This is a genomic window from Streptomyces sp. AJS327, from assembly GCF_013450295.1.
In the GTDB taxonomy this organism is placed as follows: Bacteria; Actinomycetota; Actinomycetes; order Streptomycetales; family Streptomycetaceae; genus Streptomyces.
On sequence record NZ_SKBR01000001.1, the window covers coordinates 1,378,651 to 1,398,630 of the forward strand.

The window sequence follows — 19,980 nt, forward strand, 5'->3', positions numbered from 1 at the left end:
CCGAGGCGTGTCGCCGCTCGCCGAAGGGAGCGGGAGCGCGATGAACAGCGTCGCCGGAGCGGGCGAGCCGCCGGAGGCGCCGCCGGCCACCCACCACCACCGGGACGTGACCGGGGGCTGGCTGCGGCCCGCCGTGTTCGGTGCGATGGACGGGCTGGTCTCCAACCTGGGCCTGATGTCCGGGGTGGCGGGCAGCGCGGCGTCCTCGCAGACGATCGTGATCTCCGGGCTGGCCGGGCTCGCCGCCGGGGCGTTCTCGATGGCTGCGGGCGAGTACACCTCCGTCGCCTCGCAGCGTGAGCTGGTCCTGGCCGAACTCGACGTGGAGCGGCGGGAGTTGCGCAGCAACCCCCGGTACGAGGTGCGCGAGCTGGCCGAGGTGTACGTCTCCCGGGGCGTGCAGCCGGAGCTGGCCTACGAGGTCGCCACGCAGCTGCACCGGGACCCGGAGCAGGCGCTGGAGATCCACGCGCGTGAGGAGCTGGGGGTCGATCCGGCGGAGCTGCCGTCACCCGTGGTGGCGGCCGTCTCGTCCTTCCTGTCCTTCTCGGTCGGCGCGATCCTGCCGGTGCTGCCCTACCTGTTCGGCGCCACCGCGCTCTGGCCGGCCGTGGCGCTGGCGCTGCTCGGGCTGTTCGTCTGCGGCGCGGTGGTGGCGCGGATCACGGCGCGTTCCTGGTGGTACAGCGGGCTGCGGCAGCTGCTGCTGGGGGCGGCGGCGGCCGGGGTGACGTACGGACTCGGCGCCCTGTTCGGGACGGCCGTCGGGTAGCCGGGGCGAGCGGAACGGGTGGTGGCCGTGGGCTCGTTGTTACTCGCCGGTTTCGTATGGCCGGATCGTGGGCAGAAGCCAGGAGGCCCCGCGAGCGAGGAAGCCCGGGTGGCCGGTGAACTGAGCGCGGTGTGGCGGGGGATCCCCGCCGCCGTCGGCGGCCCCGATCGGGGCGACTCCCGAGAACCAGCGGTAGGTCCGCATCCTGGAACCAGGTATCCGCTCCCCGGGAAGTGCGCCATCATGTAATCTGCGCGAAATTTGTACAGCAGAGGGCCAGCGTCGTCCCTCGGCACGCTCCATTGCCACGATGACGACGGGAGAGCCGATGCGTGCTGCGTCTTTGGCGGCCCACCCACCAGCCCAGGGGATGTACGACCCGAGGCACGAGCACGACGCCTGCGGGGTCGGGTTCGTGGCCACCCTCACCGGGGAGGCCAGCCACGAGCTGGTCGAGCGGGCACTGACCGTCCTGCGCAACCTGGAGCACCGGGGTGCCACCGGGTCGGATCCGGACACCGGCGACGGGGCGGGCATCCTGACGCAGATCCCGGACGCCTTCCTGCGGGAGAACGTCACCTTCCCGCTGCCGGAGGCCGGGGCGTACGCCGTCGGCATCGCCTTCCTCCCGCCGGAGCCCGCCGAGGCGGACACCGCCGTCTCAGCCATCGAGACGATCGCGGCCGAGGAGGGCCTGCGGGTACTCGGCTGGCGCGAGGTGCCCGTAGCCCCCGGGCTGCTGGGGGCCGGGGCCCGGGAGACGATGCCCGCCTTCCGGCAGCTGTTCGTGGCCGACGGCGCCGGGCGAGCCGAGCACCCCGAGCACGCCGCGGGGGGAGCGGACGCCGCCCGGCGGGGCCTGGAGCTGGACCGGCCCGCCTTCGTGCTGCGCAAGCGCGCCGAGCGGGAGACCGGGGTCTACTTCCCCTCGCTGTCCGCGCGGACCCTCGTCTACAAGGGCATGCTGACCACCGGCCAGCTGGAGCCCTTCTTCCCCGACCTGTCCGACCGGCGGTTCGCCACCGCCGTCGCGCTGGTGCACAGCCGGTTCTCCACCAACACCTTCCCGAGCTGGCCACTCGCCCACCCGTACCGGTTCGTCGCGCACAACGGCGAGATCAACACCGTCCAGGGCAACCGCAACTGGATGCGGGCGCGGGAGTCCCAGCTGGCCAGCGCGGCGCTGGCGGGCGAGGGCCGCGACCTGGAGCGGATCTTCCCGGTGTGCACCCCGGGCGCCTCCGACTCGGCCGCCTTCGACGAGGTGCTGGAGCTCCTGCACCTGGGCGGCCGGTCGCTGCCGCACGCGGTGCTGATGATGGTGCCGGAGGCCTGGGAGAGCCCGGAGTCCCGGGACTCCATGGACCCGGCCCGCCGGGCCTTCTACCAGTACCACTCCACGATGATGGAGCCCTGGGACGGCCCGGCCTGCGTGACCTTCACCGACGGTACCCAGGTCGGCGCGGTCCTGGACCGCAACGGGCTGCGTCCCGGCCGGTACTGGGTGACCGACGACGGGCTGGTCGTCCTCGGCTCCGAGGTCGGCGTGCTGGACATCGACCCGGCGCGGATCGTCCGCAAGGGGCGGCTCCAGCCGGGACGGATGTTCCTGGTGGACACCGCCGAGCACCGGATCATCGAGGACGACGAGGTCAAGGCGGGGCTGGCCGCCGAACAGCCGTACGCGCGCTGGCTGGAGGACGGCCTGATCGAGCTGGCCGACCTGCCGGAGCGCGAGCACATCGTGCACACCCACGCCTCAGTCACCCGCCGTCAGCAGACCTTCGGCTACACCGAGGAGGAGCTGCGGGTCCTGCTCGCCCCGATGGCGCGGACCGGCGCCGAGCCGATCGGCTCGATGGGCACCGACTCGCCGATCGCCGCCCTCTCCGACCGCCCCCGGCTGATCTTCGACTACTTCACCCAGCTGTTCGCGCAGGTCACCAACCCGCCGCTGGACGCGATCCGCGAGGAGCTGGTCACCTCGCTGCACTCCGCGCTCGGCCCGCAGGGCAACCTGCTCGACCCGACACCGGACTCCTGCCGCAGCGTCACCCTGCCCTTCCCGGTGATCGACAACGACGAGCTGGCCAAGCTCATCCACGTCAACGCCGACGGCGACCTGCCCGGCTTCCGCTCCAGCACGCTCTCCGGGCTGTACCGGGTGGGCGGCGGCGGGACCGCGCTCGCCGAGCGGATCCGGGAGATCTGCGCCGAGGCGGACACCGCGATCCGGGAGGGGGCCCGGCTGATCGTCCTGTCCGACCGGCACTCGGACGCCGAGCACGCGCCGATCCCCTCGCTGCTGCTCACCTCCGCCGTCCACCACCACCTGATCCGCACCAAGCAGCGCACCCAGGTGGGGCTGCTGGTGGAGGCGGGTGACGTGCGCGAGGTCCACCACGTCGCGCTGCTGATCGGCTACGGGGCCGCCGCGGTCAACCCGTACCTGGCCATGGAGTCGGTGGAGGACCTGGTGCGCGCCGGGACCTTCCTGCCCGCCGACACCGACCCGAACACCGCCCTCCACAACCTCATCCGGGCGCTGGGCAAGGGCGTGCTGAAGGTGATGTCCAAGATGGGCATCTCCACCGTCGCCTCCTACCGTGGCGCCCAGGTCTTCGAGGCCGTCGGCCTCGACGCCGCCTTCGTGGACACCTACTTCCACGGCACCACCACCAAGATCGGCGGCGCCGGGCTGGACGTCGTCGCCCGGGAGGTCGCGGCGCGGCACGCCACCGCGTACCCGGCGACCGGTGTCGACGCGGCCCACCGCGACCTGGACATCGGCGGCGAGTACCAGTGGCGGCGCGAGGGCGAGCCGCACCTCTTCGACCCGGACACCGTCTTCCGGCTCCAGCACTCCACCCGGGCCCGGCGGTACGACATCTTCAAGCAGTACACGCGGCGGGTGGACGAGCAGTCCGAGCGGCTGATGACGCTGCGCGGCCTGTTCCGGCTCCGCTCCGGCGCGGACGCCGGACGCGGCCCCGTCCCGATCGAGGAGGTCGAGCCCGCCAGCGAGATCGTCAAGCGCTTCTCCACCGGTGCGATGTCGTACGGTTCCATCTCGCGGGAGGCGCACGAGACGCTCGCCATCGCGATGAACCAGCTCGGCGGCAAGTCGAACACCGGCGAGGGCGGCGAGGACCCCGAGCGGCTGTACGACCCCGCGCGGCGCTCCAGCATCAAGCAGGTCGCCTCCGGCCGCTTCGGGGTGACCAGCGAGTACCTGGTCAACGCGGACGACATCCAGATCAAGATGGCGCAGGGCGCCAAGCCCGGCGAGGGTGGCCAGCTGCCCGGGCCCAAGGTCTACCCCTGGGTCGCGAGGACCCGGCACTCGACGCCCGGCGTGGGCCTGATCTCCCCGCCCCCGCACCACGACATCTACTCGATCGAGGACCTCGCGCAGCTGATCCACGACCTGAAGAACGCCAACCCCCGGGCGCGCATCCACGTCAAGCTGGTCAGCGAGGTCGGTGTGGGCACCGTGGCCGCCGGGGTCAGCAAGGCGCACGCGGACGTGGTGCTGGTGTCCGGGCACGACGGCGGCACCGGCGCCTCCCCGCTCACCAGCCTCAAGCACGCGGGCGGCCCCTGGGAGCTGGGCCTCGCCGAGACCCAGCAGACCCTGCTGCTCAACGGGCTGCGGGACCGGATCGTCGTGCAGACCGACGGTCAGCTCAAGACCGGCCGTGACGTGGTCGTCGCCGCGCTCCTGGGCGCCGAGGAGTTCGGCTTCGCGACGGCCCCGCTGGTCGTCTCCGGCTGCGTCCTGATGCGCGTCTGCCATCTGGACACCTGCCCGGTCGGCATCGCCACCCAGAACCCGCTGCTCCGCGAGCGCTACGACGGCAAGGCGGAGTACGTCGTCAACTTCTTCCAGTTCATCGCGGAGGAGGTCCGGGAGCTGCTGGCCGAACTCGGCTTCCGCTCCCTGGACGAGGCCGTCGGCCACACCGAACTGCTCGACGTGGAACGGGCGGTGGACCACTGGAAGGCCCAGGGCCTCGATCTCGCGCCGCTGCTGCACGTCCCCGAACTGCCGGACGGCGCCGCGCGGCACCAGGTCGCCGAGCAGGACCACGGTCTGGCCAAGGCCCTCGACAACCAGCTGATCGAGCTGGCCGCCGACGCGCTGAACGCCGTCAGCCCCGAGGACGCCAGCCCGGTCCGCGCCCAGCTGCCCATCCGCAACATCAACCGGACCGTCGGCACCATGCTCGGCCACGAGGTGACCCGGCGGTTCGGCGGCGCCGGACTGCCCGACGGCACCGTCGACCTCACCTTCACCGGCTCGGCGGGCCAGTCCTTCGGCGCCTTCGTCCCCGCCGGGATCACCCTCCGCCTGGAGGGCGACGCCAACGACTACGTCGGCAAGGGCCTCTCCGGCGGCCGGATCGTGGTCCGCCCGGACCGGGCCGCCGACCACCTGGCCGAGTTCTCCACCATCGCGGGCAACACCCTCGCCTACGGCGCCACCGGCGGCGAGATGTACCTGCGCGGGCGGGTCGGCGAGCGGTTCTGCGTCCGCAACTCCGGCGCCACCGTGGTCGCCGAGGGCGTGGGCGACCACGGCTGCGAGTACATGACGGGCGGCACCGCCGTCGTCCTCGGCGGCACCGGCCGCAACTTCGGCGCCGGGATGTCCGGCGGTACCGCCTACGTCGTCGACCTGGACCCGGCGATGGTCAACGTGGGCCTGCGGGACGCCGTCGAACCGCTCACCACCCCCCGGCACCCCGACGCCGGAGTCGAGGCCGCCGCCGAGGAGAGCGAGTGGCTGCGCGCGGTGGTGCGCCGCCACCACGAGGAGACCGGCTCCACCGTCGCCGAGGCGCTGCTCGCCGACTGGGACGCGGCGGTCCGCCGGATCAGCCGGGTGCTCCCCACCACGTACAAGGCCGTGCTCGCCGCCAAGGACGCCGCCGAGCGGGCGGGACTCACCGAGTCCGAGACCCACGAGAAGATGATGGAGGCGGCGACGCATGGCTGACCCCAGGGGTTTCCTCACCACCGACCGCGAACTCGCGCGGACCCGCCCGGTCGACGAGCGGGTGGGGGACTGGAACGAGGTGTACGTACCGGGCTCGCTGCTGCCCATCGTCAGCGAGCAGGCGAGCCGCTGCATGGACTGCGGTATCCCCTTCTGCCACAACGGCTGCCCGCTCGGGAACCTCATCCCGGAGTGGAACGACTACGCCTACCGCGACGACTGGCGGGCGGCGAGCGAACGGCTGCACGCCACCAACAACTTCCCGGAGTTCACCGGGCGGTTGTGCCCCGCGCCCTGCGAGGCGGCCTGTGTGCTGGGCATCAACCAGCAGCCGGTGACCATCAAGAACGTCGAGGTCACCATCGTCGACAAGGCGTGGGAGAACGGGCACGTCACCCCACGGCCGCCCGAGCGGCTCTCCGGCAAGACCGTCGCGGTGGTCGGCTCGGGACCGGCGGGCCTCGCCGCGGCCCAGCAGCTCACCCGGGCGGGCCACACCGTGGCCGTGTACGAACGGGCCGACCGGGTCGGTGGGCTGCTGCGCTACGGCATTCCCGAGTTCAAGATGGAGAAGCGGCACATCAACCGCCGCGTCGAGCAGATGCGCGCGGAGGGCACCAAGTTCCGCACCGGCGTGGAGATCGGCCGCGACATGGAGGCCAGGGAGCTGCGCAGGCGGTACGACGCGGTGGTCCTCGCGGTCGGCGCCACCACCCCCCGCGACCTGCCGGTGCCCGGCCGCGAACTGCGCGGTATCCACCAGGCGATGGAGTACCTGCCGCTGGCCAACAAGGTGCGGGAGGGCGACCTGGTGGAGTCGCCGATCAGCGCCCGGGACAAGCACGTGGTGGTGATCGGCGGGGGCGACACCGGCGCCGACTGCGTGGGCACCGCGCACCGGCAGGGCGCCGCCTCGGTGACCCAGCTGGAGATCATGCCCCGGCCCGGCGAGGAGCGCTCCGCCGGCCAGCCCTGGCCGACCTTCCCGCTGCTCTACAAGGTCACCTCCGCGCACGAGGAGGGCGGTGAGCGGGTCTACTCCGTCTCCACCACCCACTTCGAGGGCACCGAGCCCGAGGAGGGCGAGACCGTGGGCCGCGTCCAGTGGCTGCACCTGACCGAGGTGGAGTTCCGGGACGGGAGGCCGGAGCCGGTGCCCGGCACCGGGCGGCGCATCCCGGCCGAGCTGGTCACCCTCGCGATGGGCTTCACCGGGACCGACCAGGACAACGGCCTGGTCCAGCAGTTCGGCCTGGAGCTGGACGAGCGCGGCAACATCGCCCGCGACGACGCGTACACCAGCAGCGTCGACGGGGTGTACGTCGCGGGGGACGCCGGACGCGGCCAGTCGCTGATCGTCTGGGCCATCGCCGAGGGCCGCTCGGCCGCGAAGGCCGTCGACCGGTGGCTGACCGGCACCCCCAGCGCGCTGCACGCCCCGGTCCGCCCGACCGACCGCGCCCTCAGCGCCTGACCGCGCCCCGCCCTCCCCGGCCCGTCCGCTCCCCCCGAGAGAAGGGTGGGCGGGCCGGGGTGCGCGACGGGGGACGGCGGTCCACCATCGGGGTATGGACACCACCCTGCGGCTCGCCCAGCAGCCGGAAGCCGACGCGCTGCTCAGCCGCAGCCCGCTGGCGCTCCTGATCGGCGCGCTCCTGGACCAGCAGGTCCCCATGGAGCGGGCCTTCAGCGGACCCCACCGGCTCGCCGAACGGCTCGGGGAGGACGATCTCGACTGCCGGGAGATCGCCGGGATGGACCCGGAGCGGCTGGCCGCCCTCTTCGCCGAGTCCCCGGCCGTCCACCGCTTCCCCGGCTCGATGGCCAAACGGGTACAGCAGCTCTGCCAGCACCTCGTCGAGCACTACGACGGGGCGGCGGAGGCGGTGTGGCGGGACGCCACCGACGGCCGGGACCTGCTCGCCCGGCTGCGGGCGCTCCCCGGCTTCGGCGACGCCAAGGCGCGGGTCTTCCTCGCGCTGCTGGGCAAACAGCTGGGCGTCCGGCCACCGGGCTGGCGGGAGGCGGCGGGAGAGTACGGCGCCTCCGACGGGTACCGCTCGGCCGCCGACGTGACCGACGAGCGCTCGCTCCAGCGGATGCGTGAGCACAAGCGCGAGCTGAAACGGAAGTCCTGAGACGCGAGCGTCGGGGGCGCGCCCCGGCGAGCTACCGCGCGCTGTTGTGCGGCCCGGACGGCTCACCTGTAATCGGATCCGGATATACCGCTCATCGCCGGAACCAGAACCGGAACTCGCGCCCCCCGTCCGGAGGCGCACCGTCCACCGTGCCCGGCCCGCCGCGCTCCGGTACCGAGGGGCGCGCTCGCCCCGGGCGCCGCCGTTCCGTGGCCGGCCGGCAGACCCGCCACGGAGGACACGTGAAGCCAGAACACCCGCGCACCCCCGCCGCGCCCGCCGCCGCGCGGGCGGCCTCACCCCCCGCCGCGCGGGCTCCGCGCCGCCCCGGGCGCGGCGTGTGAGCGCCGCGCTGGCCGCCGCCGCGCCGGAGGCGCTGGCGGCGGACGCCGTGGGCGCGGCGCGGCTGGCCCTCACCGGAGTCTGCGGACTCGGCTGGGTCGTCGCCTACGCGGCGATGGTCCGCGTCGGGGTGCGGGACCGGATCCACGGCATCCCGGTCGTCGCGCTCACCCTCAATATCTCCTGGGAGTTCCAGTACAGCGTCTTCGGCTCCAGCGGCGCCTCCGTCGCGGGCGTCGCCGGGGTGGAGGAGACCCAGATCCTCGCCACCGTCTTCTGGTTCGTCGTGGACTGCGGACTGCTCTACACCGTCCTGCGATTCGGACCGGCCCAGTTCGCGCACGTCCCGCGCCCGGTGTTCCACGCGGGTTTCGTGGTGACGCTGTGCCTCTCGTACGCGGCGATCGCCGTGCTCTCCCGGCAGTTCGACGACGGGGACGTGGTCCTCACCAGCTTCGGCATCAACACCGCGATGGCCGGGATGTTCCTGGCGATGCTGGCCTCCCGTGGCTCCAGCCGGGGGCAGTCGCTGGTCGTCGCCGTCGCGAAGCTCGTGGGGACCGCCGCGGCCTGTGCCAGCTGGGCCGTGGACACCTCCGCCTACCCCGGGCCCTGGATGCCGTTCTGCGCGGTCGCCTGCCTGGTGCTGGACACCGGGTATCTGGTCGCCCTCGCGCTGGTCAAGCGCGCCGAGCGGCGGGCGGCGGCCCGTCCCGCGCTGACCCTGCCCGGCCCCGCCGAGCCCGGCGCCCCCGAGCGACGGTACGCGCCGGGGGAGCGGCCGCCCCCCGACGAGCGACCCGCCCCAGAAGCACACGCCTGACCCCGTGCGGCGGCGGGGCGGTGCCCGCGCCGGGACGGCGGGGGCACCGCCCGTCAGCGGCGCACCGCTCAGCCGTGCCCGGCGGGCAGCGCGAAGAGGTCGTGCTCGCACCGGGCGAAGCCGTCGAGCGCCTCCTGGCTCCGCGCGATCGAGTTCCGCACCGGCTCCCAACCGCGCGGCTGCGCCCGCTCGATCCACCGGGTGGCGCTGCCGAAGTACTCCCGCGCGCGCCGTGCCTGGCACTCCGCCAGCCGCCGCAGCGGCAGGGTGGCGCGGCGGTCCGCGACGGCCCGTTCCACGTCCAGCCGGGACAGACCACAGCGCTGGAGGTCGACGAGCGGCAGGTACAGCTTCCCCAGGGCCAGGTCCTCCTCGACGTCCGTCAGGAAGTCCAGCGTCTGGAGGCCGAGCCCCCAACTCTCCGCGGCGCGCAGCGCGTCCGGCTCCGGGGTCCCCTCGCGCGGCCCGAGCAGCAGGGTGAGCCAGCGCGCCGGATGACCGCTGACGCCCCGCATGTACCGCTCCAGCGCGGCCACCGTCCCGTACTCGGTGTACTCCATGTCGCGCCGCAGCGCCTCGCTGGCCTCCCGGACGTCCGCGAGGCTCAGACGCCAGCTCTGGACGAAGTCCGCGAAGGCCAGGGCGATCAGGAACTCCTGCCGCCGGGCGGCCTCCCGCCGGGAGCCGGATCTGCGCGGCGTCCGGAACCGGGTGCCGGGCCCGGTGTCCAGCAGCCGGAAGAACAGCCGCACGAACGCGTCGTATGCGCGCCGCCGTTCGGCGAGCGGCACGCCCGGGGCGTCCGCCAGGTCGTCCGCGTGACCGCAGAAGGCGATCATCGCGTCCCAGTACGGCTGCCGGTCGACGGCCAGTTGGGAGCGCATCAGCGCGTGCGCGGTGTGGTCGCTGCCGCCGCAGAGCGCCTCGCACAGCGCGTACGCCTCACGGAGCAGCGGGTCGGTGATGCCCGCCGCGTCCAGCTCGTGGCCGTTCATGTCAGTAACCCATGGGCGCCGAACATCCCGCGCGCGTACGGACGGTGGGCGGCTCGCCACCGCCGCCCACCCCAACCCGGCGGCCCCACACCCGGGTTGCGGCGGGGGTACCGCGTGTCCGGCCGTGGGGTGCCGCCGGACCGTGCCCACGGGGACGCGTTCCTGACCATCGGATCCATGCCACCTGCCTCGCTGTTTCCACTGGTTCCACTGATGTCGCCGAGTCTGCTGAGCCCGCTGAGTCCACCGGCTCGGTAGTGCCAACGGTCGTACCGGGCAACGGTGTTGCCCTCCCCCGCCGTCTCTCCCCGTCGCCGTCTCTCCCCGCGCCGCCGCTCCCGGGGCCGGTGCTGGTCCGCCCCGCCCCGCGTCCCGGCCCGTGCGGTGGGTCGCCGTGGTGTGCGGCCGCGGGGTGTCGCGCGGATGTGCCGGGGCGTCGCCGTCCCGTGTGGGGTCGGCCGGAGGGAGGCCGCGGGGACGCCGGAAGGACGGCGGCGCTCCGGTCGTACGCTCGCGCGGAACGGCGGGGGCCGTCCCTGGTGACATAACGGATGGGTGGCGCACGGGAGTTGGCGCATGAGGGGTGTCCCCGACCGGGTCGAGCACGACGGTTCCGGGCGCTCCGACGTGCCAACCGCCCCTGGGGACCGCACACGTCGTCAGGGAGGGACGCGGGCTGGGGCACCCGCCTGCTACTTGACCCCGGCCCGGCCGGTTCCATGCCGCGTGTCGCGGTGTTTCCGTCGATCGAGTGAGCGCCGACGCGAATGTCACCCCCTGGTGTGCGAGCGGGAGTTCCGTGTGCGAGAGGGGACGGGGATCCGACCGCCGCCGGACGGCCGGAGGCCACCGCGTGGTGTGGGCGTCGCGGCGTCCCCGGTGGGACGCGGGAGCGGCGGGTGCGGTCGCCGGGTCGCCGTCGCCGCCCCGGGGTCCAAGTGCCCGGGTGCGACGGAGAGTTGAGGGCGGTCGAGGCGTCCCGGCAGGCGGTGGGAACACGGAGGTGGCGGGGGCCGGTGCCTCCGGCGCGTGCCGTACCCCGGTGCGCGGTGGGCGCTTCGACGCGGTGCGCGGCCGTGCGGCCCGTCGGGCGGCGCGTGCGGTCGCGGAGGGGCGTACCCGAGGGGCGGTGGGCTGGCCCGGCCGCCGCGCACGCCCTGCCCTCCGCCTCCGCGGGAGCGGCGAACGCGCGGTGCGTGACGAGCGTGTGGTGCGTGACGAGCCCGCGGTGCGTGACACGAGGGGTGACGCGGTGCGAGCGGGGGAGGGGAGGGATGGGGCACCGGATGGTCAACGCGCGTGCGGGGCACGGCCGTTCGCGGGGCGCGTGCGCGGCGTCGCCGGTGGGCCCGGTGCGCCCGGCCGGTGGGCCCGCGTCTCCCGAGGGCGTCCCTGCGTGCTCCCAGAGCCGGAATGGCCGCATGCGGGGCGCCGCGTTCCGGCCTGGTGGCCCGTTCGCGGGTCGCCCTGGCGAAGCGGTGGCCGGGCGTGGACGGTCCGAGAAGTCCGGGAGCCGTGCGGCTCCGCACGGCCAGGGGCCCGTGGGTCTCCGACGGGTCTCCGAAGTGCCCTGGAACCGTGGGGAGTTGACGCGAATAGGACTACATGAACGGTGGGAGCTGGAAAGTGCCCTGGATCCGTGGGGAGTTGACCGTGGAGTCCGCCCCGGGTGGGGCACGGGCGCGGTTGTCGAGGTGGCGCTCCGTGGCCGGGGGCCTTCGCCGGTGGCGGGCCGGGCGGCTCGGCGCGCCGCGTGCCCGGAGGCGGGGCACGCTGTCGCGGAGGGCGTTCGCGCCCTCCGCGCGTCTGGTCCGTATCGCGTCACTCACCTCGGACCGACGGGGCGGCCGGGCCGGGGCGGCCGGACGGTGTGCCGGTAGCCCCGGTGCGCGGTGGTGGATCGCGGGGGTGGCGCGATCGTCGGGGGTGGTTCGTGGCCTCAGGGCACGTCCGGGGGATCACCCGGAGTGACGGGTGCCTGGAGGGGGCCGGGCCGCCTCAGTCGATGCCGCGCCAGATGTGCGACTCGGTGGGCTCGTCGTCCTCCGCTCCGGCGAGGAGGGGGGTCGGGGCGTCGGGGAACGTCTGGTGCCGCTCCTCATTCAGGTAGGGACGTTCCAGGGCTGGTGCTGGGGTGCTCATCGTGTCTCGATTCCCTTCTCCGGTACGGCCGGTGGGCTCCGGCCCGCTCCCGCGGCGCTTTGTCGGGTTCCCACACCACGTCGGTCAGTGCGGGGCACGCACGAACGATTCTGACTCCGCCCGCCGAAAATCGCAGGTCGATTACGGATTGACCAGGGCTTCAAAGGGTGCTCCCAGCCCCTCACGCTCCATGATCGGCACCGCGTGCCGCCGGTTCGGGGGCCTCTCGCCGTGGTCGTTCGCGGCTTCTCGGCTGTAGGGGATGCATCACGGCACCGCGTGCCGACTTTTCGTTCGCCGCCCCTGGGCGTGCCGGAGGCCCCCGACCGGGTCCGTGAAAAACCTGGAATGGCCGCTTTGGTGGCGGATTGACCGGTATGCGAAGGAGGTGCGACCGAGGGGAGCGGGGAGCGGGAGCGGGCGTGGTGCCCGGCGGGTCGGTGGCGCCTCAGGTGTCGCAGTCCAGCACCGCGCGGCAGAGCGCGCAGCGCACCCGGACCGGCCCACGCACCGGGACCCGGATGCGCTGATAGCAGGTGGGACACGGAAAGGCGACGCGGAGCGGCGAGCCGGCCACGAACGTGTAGCCCGGGCCGGAACCGTGCCCCACGCGCTGGGCGCGCGCTCGCTCCCGGGCGTAGCGCCAGCGCCGCCCACCGCGTCCGCTCGCGGCCAGGGGCGGCCGGGTCGCGTCCCGTTCGGCCCGCGTCCGGCCACGCACGTACGCCTCGTACGCCTGCGGGCTGGTGAACCAGATCGCCGGGTCCTCGCCGAAGACCCGCGCCCGCTTCGCGAGGACGTAGCCGAACTCCTCGGGGGTGAGGTAGCCGAGCTTCTGTGAGCTGACCGCGTCCTGCCGGAAGGCGTCCAGCAGCAGCCACCCGGCGCCGAGGAAGCAGGCGGCGGTGTCCGTCAGGATCTCGTTGTCCGCCGTCTCCGGCCACTCCAGCCCGTTCCGGTGCAGCCAGACGTGCGTGACCTCGTGGGCCAGGGCCGCGCCGATGTCCCGACGGTGGCGCAGGAACCGGGAGTTGAGCTCGACCGCGTACTCCGGGCCCGCGGTCAGTTCGACGGCGGCCGCGTCCGCCATGGCGCGGAAGGTGACCGACACCCGCGCCTCCGGCAGCCGCAGTTGCCGCACCATCGCCCGCGCGAGCCGTTCCGCGCCGAGCCGGGGGTCCTCGGTGTCCTCGAAGGCCACCTCCACCGGGAGGACGCTGTTCGCGTACGCGTCGAGCGGCGTGCTCGCCGTGGAGTCCGCCGGGCAGGACGGGCCGGGGCGACCGCTCCCGGCGGCGGGTCGGCCGTCCGGGGGCGGGGCGTGGAAGTGCCGGTAGAGCGCGGTGAGGGCGGAGCGCACCGTCTCCAGCCGGGGGAAGCCGCGCTCCACCTCCCAGGCCGCGCGCCCTCCGGCGGCGCCCGGCGTGGAGGTCCCGGACGTGTCAGCCGCCATCCGCCCCCGCCCTTCCTCGGTCAGCGCCACTGTACGGGCCCCGTCGGGCCGGAGGCCGGGCGCCCGCCCCACCGTGACGGCCCGCCCGGGGCGTTCCCGGACCGCCGTGCGGCGCCCCGGGCGGGTGCGGCACCATGGCGCGCATGTCCGTACTGACACGCGCCGAAGCGCGGCACCGAGCCCGGCTCCTGGACGTTCAGCGCTACGAGATCGACCTCGACCTCACCCGGGGCGAGGAGGTCTTCGGCTCCGACACCGTGATCCGCTTCACCGTGTCCGAGCCGGAGGCGGACACCTTCCTGGAGCTGCGGCCGGTCACCCTGCGCCGCGCCGTACTGGACGGGGCGGAGCTGGACCCGGCCGCGCTCGCCGACGGGCGGCTGCCGCTGCGCGGCCTCACCGAGGGCGAGCACGAGCTGCGGGTGCGGGCCGACATGCCCTACTCCCGCGTCGGGGAGGGCATGCACCGCTTCACGGACCCGGCCGACGGACGCACCTACCTCTACACCCAGTGCTGCATGTCCGACGCCCCGAAGGTCTTCCCCTGCTTCGACCAGCCGGACCTCAAGGCCGTGCACGCGGTGCGGGTCACCGCGCCGCCCGAATGGACGGTGCTGGGCAACGGCGTCGCCCGGCGGCTGGGGGAGCCGGACGAGGGCCGCTGGGAGTGCGCGCCGACCCCACCGATCAGCACCTACCTCATGGCCGTCGCCGCCGGGCCCTACCACTCGGTGCGGACCGAGCACGCCGGGATCCCCTTCGGGCTGCACGTACGGCGCTCCCTGGCGGCGCACCTGGACGCCGACGCCGAGGAACTCCTCGACCTCACCCGGCGCTGCTTCGACCGCTACCACGAGATCTTCGACGAGCCCTACCCCTTCGACTCCTACGACCAGGCGTTCGTCCCGGAGTTCAACTCCGGCGCCATGGAGAACCCCGGACTCGTCACCTTCCGCGACGAGTTCGTCTACCGCTCCGCCGTCACCGACACCGAACGGCAGACCCGGGGCATGGTCATCGCGCACGAGATGGCGCACATGTGGTTCGGCGACCTGGTCACCCTGCGCTGGTGGGACGACATCTGGCTGAACGAGTCCTTCGCCGAGTACATGGGGTACCAGACGCTCGCCGAGTCCACCCGGTTCACCGACCCATGGACGGACTTCGCCGTCACCCGCAAGACCTGGGGGTACGACGCGGACCAGCGCCCCTCGACGCACCCGGTGGCGCCCGACCCGGAGGCGGTCCCCGACACCGCGGCGGCCCGGCTCAACTTCGACGGCATCTCCTACGCCAAGGGCGCCTCGGCGCTCCGCCAACTCGTCGCCTGGCTGGGCGAGAAGACCTTCCTCGCCGGAATCAACGAGCACTTCGCCCGGCACCGCTTCGGCAACGCCACCCTCGCCGACTTCATCGACTCCCTCGCGCACGCCTCCACCGACCGCGACGTGCACGGCTGGGCGGAGCGCTGGCTGCGCACCACCGGCGTGGACACCCTCACCACCCGGGTCAGCGACGGTGCGGACGCGGCGAGCGGCACGGCGGACGCGTCAGACACGGCGGGCGGCGACGGCTGGCGGCTCACCGTGACACACACCGGCGAGCGCCCGCACCGGCTGGCGTTCGGCCTCTACGACTGGGCACCCGGCGACCCGGGACGCCTGGTGCCGCGCGACCGCCCCGCGCGCGACCTGCCCGGCGGCGGCCAGGAACCCGGCGCGAGCGGCGAGTTCAGCGCCAGCGAGGAGACCGTCCTCAGCTTCGGCGGGCCGCGCCCCGCCCTCGTCCTGCCCAACGACGGGGACCTGTCCTACGCCAAGGTCCGCCTCGACCCGGACTCCTGGGCCACGCTGCGCCGTTCGCTCTCCGGGCTGCCCGACCCGCTCTCCCGCGCCGTGGTGTGGAACACCGTGCGCGACCAGGTGCGGGACGCCGAACTGCCGCCCGGCGCCTACCTGGAGCTGCTCGGTGACCACCTGCCGAGGGAGACCGACAACGCCGTCGTGCACGGCGTCCTCGGCTTCGCGCGCACCCAGATCGCGGACCGCTACCTGCCCGCGGAGGAGCGGGACGCCGCCCTCGCCGGGCTCGCCCGGGTCTGCGAGGAACTGCTGCGCGGCGCGGACGAGGACGGCGCGGGGCGCGCCCTGACCGCGGCCCGGCACCTGATCGACAGCGTCACCGACCCCGAGCGGCTGCGCTCCTGGCGCGCCGCCGGAGGCATCCCCGGCGGGCCCCGGCTCGACGCGGAGCTGCGCTGGCGGCTGTTGCTACGGCTCGCCGTCCTCGGCGGGGTGGACGCGGACGGCGTCGACCGGGCGCTGGCCGACGACCCGAGCGCCACCGGGCAGGAGGGGGCGGCCCGTTGCCACGCCGCGCTACCCGACCCCGCGAGCAAGGCCGCCGCCTGGGCCGCGATGTTCGACGAGCCGGACACCCTCTCCAACTACCTGTTCATCGCCACCGCGCAGGGCTTCTGGCAGCCCGAACAGCAGCCCCTGGTCCAGGAGTTCGCCGACCGCTACTTCACCGACGTGCTGCCGCTCGCGGAACGCCGGGGCTCCGCCGTCGCGTACGCCGCCGGCCGCTTCGCCTTCCCCCGCGTCGTCGACGAGGAAACCCGGCGGCGGGGTGAGGAGTGTCTGCGCTCCGGCGCTCCGCTGCCCGCGCTGCGCCGTCAGCTGGTGGACCAACTCGACGATCTGCGCCGGGCGTTGCGTGTCCGCTCCGCCTCGGGCTGAGGCCGGGCGGGCCTTCGGGCGGCCCCGGACGGGACCCGGGCACCTCCGGCGGCCCCGGACGGGACCGGGGCGGCTGCTGAACGGCCGCCCGGGGCCCGCCCGTTGGGCCCGCTCGCCCGGCCGTCCACCCAACTGTCCGCCCGGCCGTCCGGCGAACCCCGTTCGCCGGGCCGGTCGTTGGGACGCTCGTACGGCCGGAGACGGATGACGCCCCGGCCGTACGTCCGAACCGCCTCCGCCCCCGCCGTACGTGGCGAGGAGGCGCTGTCCGCCGGGGAGCGCCGGTGGCCCGGGCGGCGCTCCGTTCCGTCGGATCGGCCGGACCACGCGGCCCGGCGCGGGATGGCCGAAACCCGCCGCCGCGCCGCCGTTCGACCACCCCCACGCGGGCGCCGTCCGGCACACGCCTCCCGTGGCCCCCGGGAGCCCCGGGACGATCCGTCACCGGTCCGGGCGGACAGGCGCGACCCGGGTGGGACGAGGAGGGGACGGGGAGGGGACGGGGAGGGGACGGGGCGAGGGACGGGCGGGTCAGGAGGCGCCGGGGTACCCGGGGCCGCCGAGCGGGTCGGGGGTCGGATCGGAGCCGTCCGCGATCTGCTCGTGGTGCCGGATCACCTCGGCGATGATGAAGTTGAGCAGCTTCTCGGCGAACGCCGGATCGAGCCGGGCGCTCGCCGCGAGCTGCCGGAGCCGGGCGATCTGCCGGGACTCGCGTTCCGGGTCGGCGGGCGGCAGGTCGTGCTCCGCCTTGAGACGGCCGACCCGCTGGGTGCACTTGAACCGCTCGGCGAGCATGTGCACCACGGCCGCGTCGATGTTGTCGATGCTGTCCCGCAACGAGGTCAGCTCCTCCCGCACCGCCGGGTCGACCCCGGTGTCCGGGGTGGATCCGTCCGTCGTGCCGCGCGCGTCCGTCTCGCTCGTTCCGCTGTTCGTCTTCGTCATCAGCCTGTCCCTGTCCGGGTCGTTCGGTCGTGCGGGGACTTCCCGGCCACGGGGCCGCCGCGCGGACCCGAGCCTATGCCGGGGCACCGGGGGTGTGCGCACCAGGCCGATCCCACGCCCCCGCCGTGACCAGCCGCGATGACGCGACCGTGGGCTGCCGGGACCGGGCCGGGCCCGCCGGTGCCCCGTTCCGGTCCGCCGTCCCGCCCCCTGGGTGTTCCGGGCCGGTCGTGGCGGAGGCCGGGCGGGTGTCCGCACCGCGAGGGCGGTGGCCACCGGGCGGGTTCGTCCCCTTCGGGCGAGAATATCGGGACAAGCCCCGTGACGAGAGATCGTGGTTCGGCCGCCGTGACGCCCTCCGCACGGCAGGGCCCGCCCGGCCCACCCGCCTCACGCGGGGAGGGCCCAACCGGCCCGCCGGGTGGGCCCGTTGGCGGCAGAGGGGAGTCCCGCGCCGCGCGGACCCGGGCGCGCGCGGCGCGGGGAGCGGAAGCCCGGCGGGCACGGCGCTCCCCGCCGGGCTACCCGCGCACGGGACGCGGGCGGCGCGGTGCGGGTGTCCGGTCGGGGCTCGGCGCGCTGGGCGGGACGCGGGCGGGCTGGGCGCGGGTGTCCGGACGCGGCGCGGGGCTCCGGGGTGAGGACGTCCGGGCGCGGCGCGGATGGCGGCGCCGTCCGTGCCGGGACGCGTGACGGAGCGGGGGCGCCGGACGGAGCAGAGGCGAGGGGCGGATCAGAGGCGCGGGGCGGTGTCGTCCTCGCCGATGTAGTGGACGCGGACCAGATTGGTGGAGCCCGGGACGCCGGGCGGGGATCCGGCCGTGATGATCACGAGGTCGCCCTTCTCGCAGCGGTCCAGCTTGAGCAGCTGCTCGTCCACCTGGTCAACCATCTCGTCGGTGCTCTCGACCGTCGGGCCGAGGAAACTCTCCACTCCCCAGGTGAGGTTGAGCTGGGCGCGGGTCGCCGGTTCCGGGGTGAAGGCGAGCACCGGGATCGGCGAGCGGTACCGGGACAGCCGGCGGACGGTGTCCCCGGACTGGGTGAAGGCGACCAGGAATTTCGCACCGAGGAAGTCACCCAGCTCGGCCGCCGCCCGGGCCACCGAACCACCCTGCGTACGGGGCTTGTCGGAACGGGTCAGCGGGGGGAGGCCCTTGGCGAGCGTCTCCTCCTCGGCGGCCACCACGATCCGGCTCATGGTGCGCACCGTCTCCAGGAAATACGCGCCGACGCTGGTCTCGCCCGAGAGCATCACCGCGTCGGTGCCGTCCAGCACGGCGTTGGCGACGTCCGACGCCTCGGCGCGGGTCGGCCGCGAGGCGTCGATCATGGAGTCCAGCATCTGCGTGGCGACGATGACGGGCTTGGCGTTCCGGCGGCACAGCTTGATCGCGCGCTTCTGCACCAGCGGCACCGCCTCCAGCGGCATCTCCACGCCGAGGTCGCCCCGCGCCACCATCACGCCGTCGAAGGCGTCGACGATGGCCTCCAGGTTCCGCACCGCCTGGGGTTTCTCCAGCTTGGCGAGGACCGGCAGATAGCGGCCCTCCTCCTCCATCACCCGGTGGACCTCGCGGATGTCCTCGCCGTCGCGCACGAAGGAGAGCGCGATGAGGTCGGCGCCGACGCGCAGCGCCCAGCGCAGGTCGGCCACGTCCTTCTCGGACAGCGCGGGGACGGAGACGGCGGCACCGGGCAGGTTCAGGCCCTTGTGGTCGGAGACCATCCCGCCCTCCACGACGACCGTCCGCACCAGCGGATGGCTGACGTCCGTGACCTCCAGAGCGACCCGGCCGTCGTCCACCAGGATCTGGTCGCCGGGGCCGACGTCCGAGGTCAGGCCGGGGTAGGTGGTGCCGCAGACCGAGCCGTCCCCCGCGCACTCCTCCACGGTGATGTCAAAGGTGTCGCCGCGTTCAAGGAGTACCGGCCCCTCCCGGAAGGTACCGAGTCTGATCTTCGGGCCTTGAAGGTCCGCGAGAACGCCGACGTTGCGCCCGGTCCGTTCGGCGGCGTTTCGCACCCGGTGGTAGCGCTCCTCGTGTTCGGCGTGCGAACCATGGCTCATGTTGAACCGGGCGACGTCCATCCCGGCTTCGACAAGCGCTGTGATCTGCTCGTACGAGTCGGTGGCGGGCCCCAGCGTGCTGACGATCTTTGCTCGGCGCATGCCGCCGAGCCTACGTCTTACCTGTCGGTAGGGAGCCGTGCTCGGAGAATGCGGCAACCTTCCGCCGGGAGAAGGCGGTTGACAACTAATAAAGTGGGCGAGGACTCGCTCTTCTGAGCACGCCGGAGCCTCCCGGCCGCCCCCTACCGTCACACCGGCCCACACCGGCACCGCACTCCCACGTCGCACCGGCGGCCACCGGTGTCGTGGACGGCACCCGGAACCCCCGCCGCCGCGCCCGGTACGGGGCCGGATACCGGCCCGGCCCCGGGCCCGCCGCCTCCGCGCGAGGCGGCGGGCCCGAAGGGGGCGGCGGCGGACGAGGCCCGCGCCGGAGGCGGACCAGCGGGTGACCGGTCAGGAGGGGGCCGCACGCACGAGTGGGTGCCGCGCACGAGTGGGTGGCCGTTCAGGGAAGGTGCCGTTCAGGAAGGGCGCTGTCCCCTCGGGCGCA

General features: G+C 74.2%; 11 protein-coding genes. 6 read left to right on the plus strand and 5 right to left on the minus strand.

The genetic code is table 11. From position 1 onward, the window contains the following. Positions 1–40 precede the first annotated feature (40 nt). From E0L36_RS05560 to E0L36_RS05580, 5 genes are all read left to right on the plus strand, one after another. Positions 41–772: a VIT1/CCC1 transporter family protein gene (locus tag E0L36_RS05560; protein WP_180927702.1), complete on the plus strand. Its 732-nt coding sequence runs from the start codon at positions 41–43 to the stop codon at positions 770–772. Between the two features lie 328 nt (positions 773–1,100). Next, positions 1,101–5,771 (plus strand): glutamate synthase large subunit, encoded by a 4,671-nt coding sequence (gene gltB, locus E0L36_RS05565; protein ID WP_258015906.1) that lies wholly within the window; start codon positions 1,101–1,103, stop codon positions 5,769–5,771. Then, a complete protein-coding gene (locus E0L36_RS05570; RefSeq protein ID WP_180927703.1) occupies positions 5,764–7,245 on the plus strand; it encodes a glutamate synthase subunit beta in 1,482 nt (493 codons plus the stop codon). Before gltB ends, E0L36_RS05570 begins: the two co-directional genes overlap by 8 nt. A 94-nt stretch (positions 7,246–7,339) precedes the next feature. Continuing rightward, a complete protein-coding gene (locus E0L36_RS05575) occupies positions 7,340–7,909 on the plus strand; it encodes an HhH-GPD-type base excision DNA repair protein (RefSeq protein ID WP_180927704.1) in 570 nt (189 codons plus the stop codon). Positions 7,910–8,249: 340 nt separating this feature from the next. Beyond that, positions 8,250–9,074 carry a hypothetical protein gene (locus tag E0L36_RS05580; protein ID WP_180927705.1) on the plus strand — a complete coding sequence of 275 codons (825 nt, stop codon included), beginning with the start codon at positions 8,250–8,252 and terminating at the stop codon, positions 9,072–9,074. A gap of 68 nt (positions 9,075–9,142) precedes the next feature. On the opposite strand, the gene E0L36_RS05585 is transcribed toward E0L36_RS05580, so the two are convergent. The 3 genes from E0L36_RS05585 to E0L36_RS05595 form a co-directional block, all read right to left on the minus strand. Continuing rightward, positions 9,143–10,069, minus strand: a complete 927-nt coding sequence (locus E0L36_RS05585) for a squalene/phytoene synthase family protein (RefSeq protein ID WP_180927706.1) — start codon at positions 10,067–10,069, stop codon at positions 9,143–9,145. A gap of 1,998 nt (positions 10,070–12,067) precedes the next feature. Then, on the minus strand, positions 12,068–12,211 hold the full coding sequence (locus E0L36_RS05590) for a hypothetical protein (RefSeq protein WP_180927707.1): 144 nt from the start codon (positions 12,209–12,211) through the stop codon (positions 12,068–12,070). A gap of 448 nt (positions 12,212–12,659) precedes the next feature. After that, positions 12,660–13,664, minus strand: coding sequence for a hypothetical protein (locus E0L36_RS05595; RefSeq protein WP_258015907.1), 1,005 nt, complete (start codon positions 13,662–13,664; stop codon positions 12,660–12,662). Between the two features lie 143 nt (positions 13,665–13,807). Between E0L36_RS05595 and pepN the strand changes: the two genes are divergently transcribed. Then, positions 13,808–16,405, plus strand: a complete 2,598-nt coding sequence (pepN, locus tag E0L36_RS05600) for an aminopeptidase N (protein ID WP_180927708.1) — start codon at positions 13,808–13,810, stop codon at positions 16,403–16,405. Between the two features lie 531 nt (positions 16,406–16,936). On the opposite strand, the gene E0L36_RS05605 is transcribed toward pepN, so the two are convergent. Together E0L36_RS05605 and pyk are read right to left on the minus strand one after the other, a co-directional pair. Continuing rightward, positions 16,937–17,353 (minus strand): chorismate mutase, encoded by a 417-nt coding sequence (locus tag E0L36_RS05605; RefSeq protein ID WP_180927709.1) that lies wholly within the window; start codon positions 17,351–17,353, stop codon positions 16,937–16,939. 733 nt (positions 17,354–18,086) lie between these two features. Then, positions 18,087–19,526 (minus strand): pyruvate kinase, encoded by a 1,440-nt coding sequence (gene pyk, locus E0L36_RS05610; protein ID WP_180927710.1) that lies wholly within the window; start codon positions 19,524–19,526, stop codon positions 18,087–18,089. Positions 19,527–19,980: the final 454 nt, after the last annotated feature.

Excerpts from the sequence above, each read along its gene's own strand:
- E0L36_RS05560 (WP_180927702.1), top strand. The coding sequence starts at position 41 with ATGAACAGCGTCGCCGGAGCGGGCGAGCCGCCGGAGGCGCCGCCGGCC.
- gltB (WP_258015906.1), top strand. The coding sequence starts at position 1,101 with ATGCGTGCTGCGTCTTTGGCGGCCCACCCACCAGCCCAGGGGATGTAC.
- E0L36_RS05570 (WP_180927703.1), top strand. The coding sequence starts at position 5,764 with ATGGCTGACCCCAGGGGTTTCCTCACCACCGACCGCGAACTCGCGCGG.
- E0L36_RS05575 (WP_180927704.1), top strand. The coding sequence starts at position 7,340 with ATGGACACCACCCTGCGGCTCGCCCAGCAGCCGGAAGCCGACGCGCTG.
- E0L36_RS05585 (WP_180927706.1), bottom strand. The coding sequence starts at position 10,069 with ATGAACGGCCACGAGCTGGACGCGGCGGGCATCACCGACCCGCTGCTC.
- E0L36_RS05590 (WP_180927707.1), bottom strand. The coding sequence starts at position 12,211 with ATGAGCACCCCAGCACCAGCCCTGGAACGTCCCTACCTGAATGAGGAG.
- E0L36_RS05595 (WP_258015907.1), bottom strand. The coding sequence starts at position 13,664 with ATGGCGGCTGACACGTCCGGGACCTCCACGCCGGGCGCCGCCGGAGGG.
- pepN (WP_180927708.1), top strand. The coding sequence starts at position 13,808 with ATGTCCGTACTGACACGCGCCGAAGCGCGGCACCGAGCCCGGCTCCTG.
- E0L36_RS05605 (WP_180927709.1), bottom strand. The coding sequence starts at position 17,353 with ATGACGAAGACGAACAGCGGAACGAGCGAGACGGACGCGCGCGGCACG.
- pyk (WP_180927710.1), bottom strand. The coding sequence starts at position 19,526 with ATGCGCCGAGCAAAGATCGTCAGCACGCTGGGGCCCGCCACCGACTCG.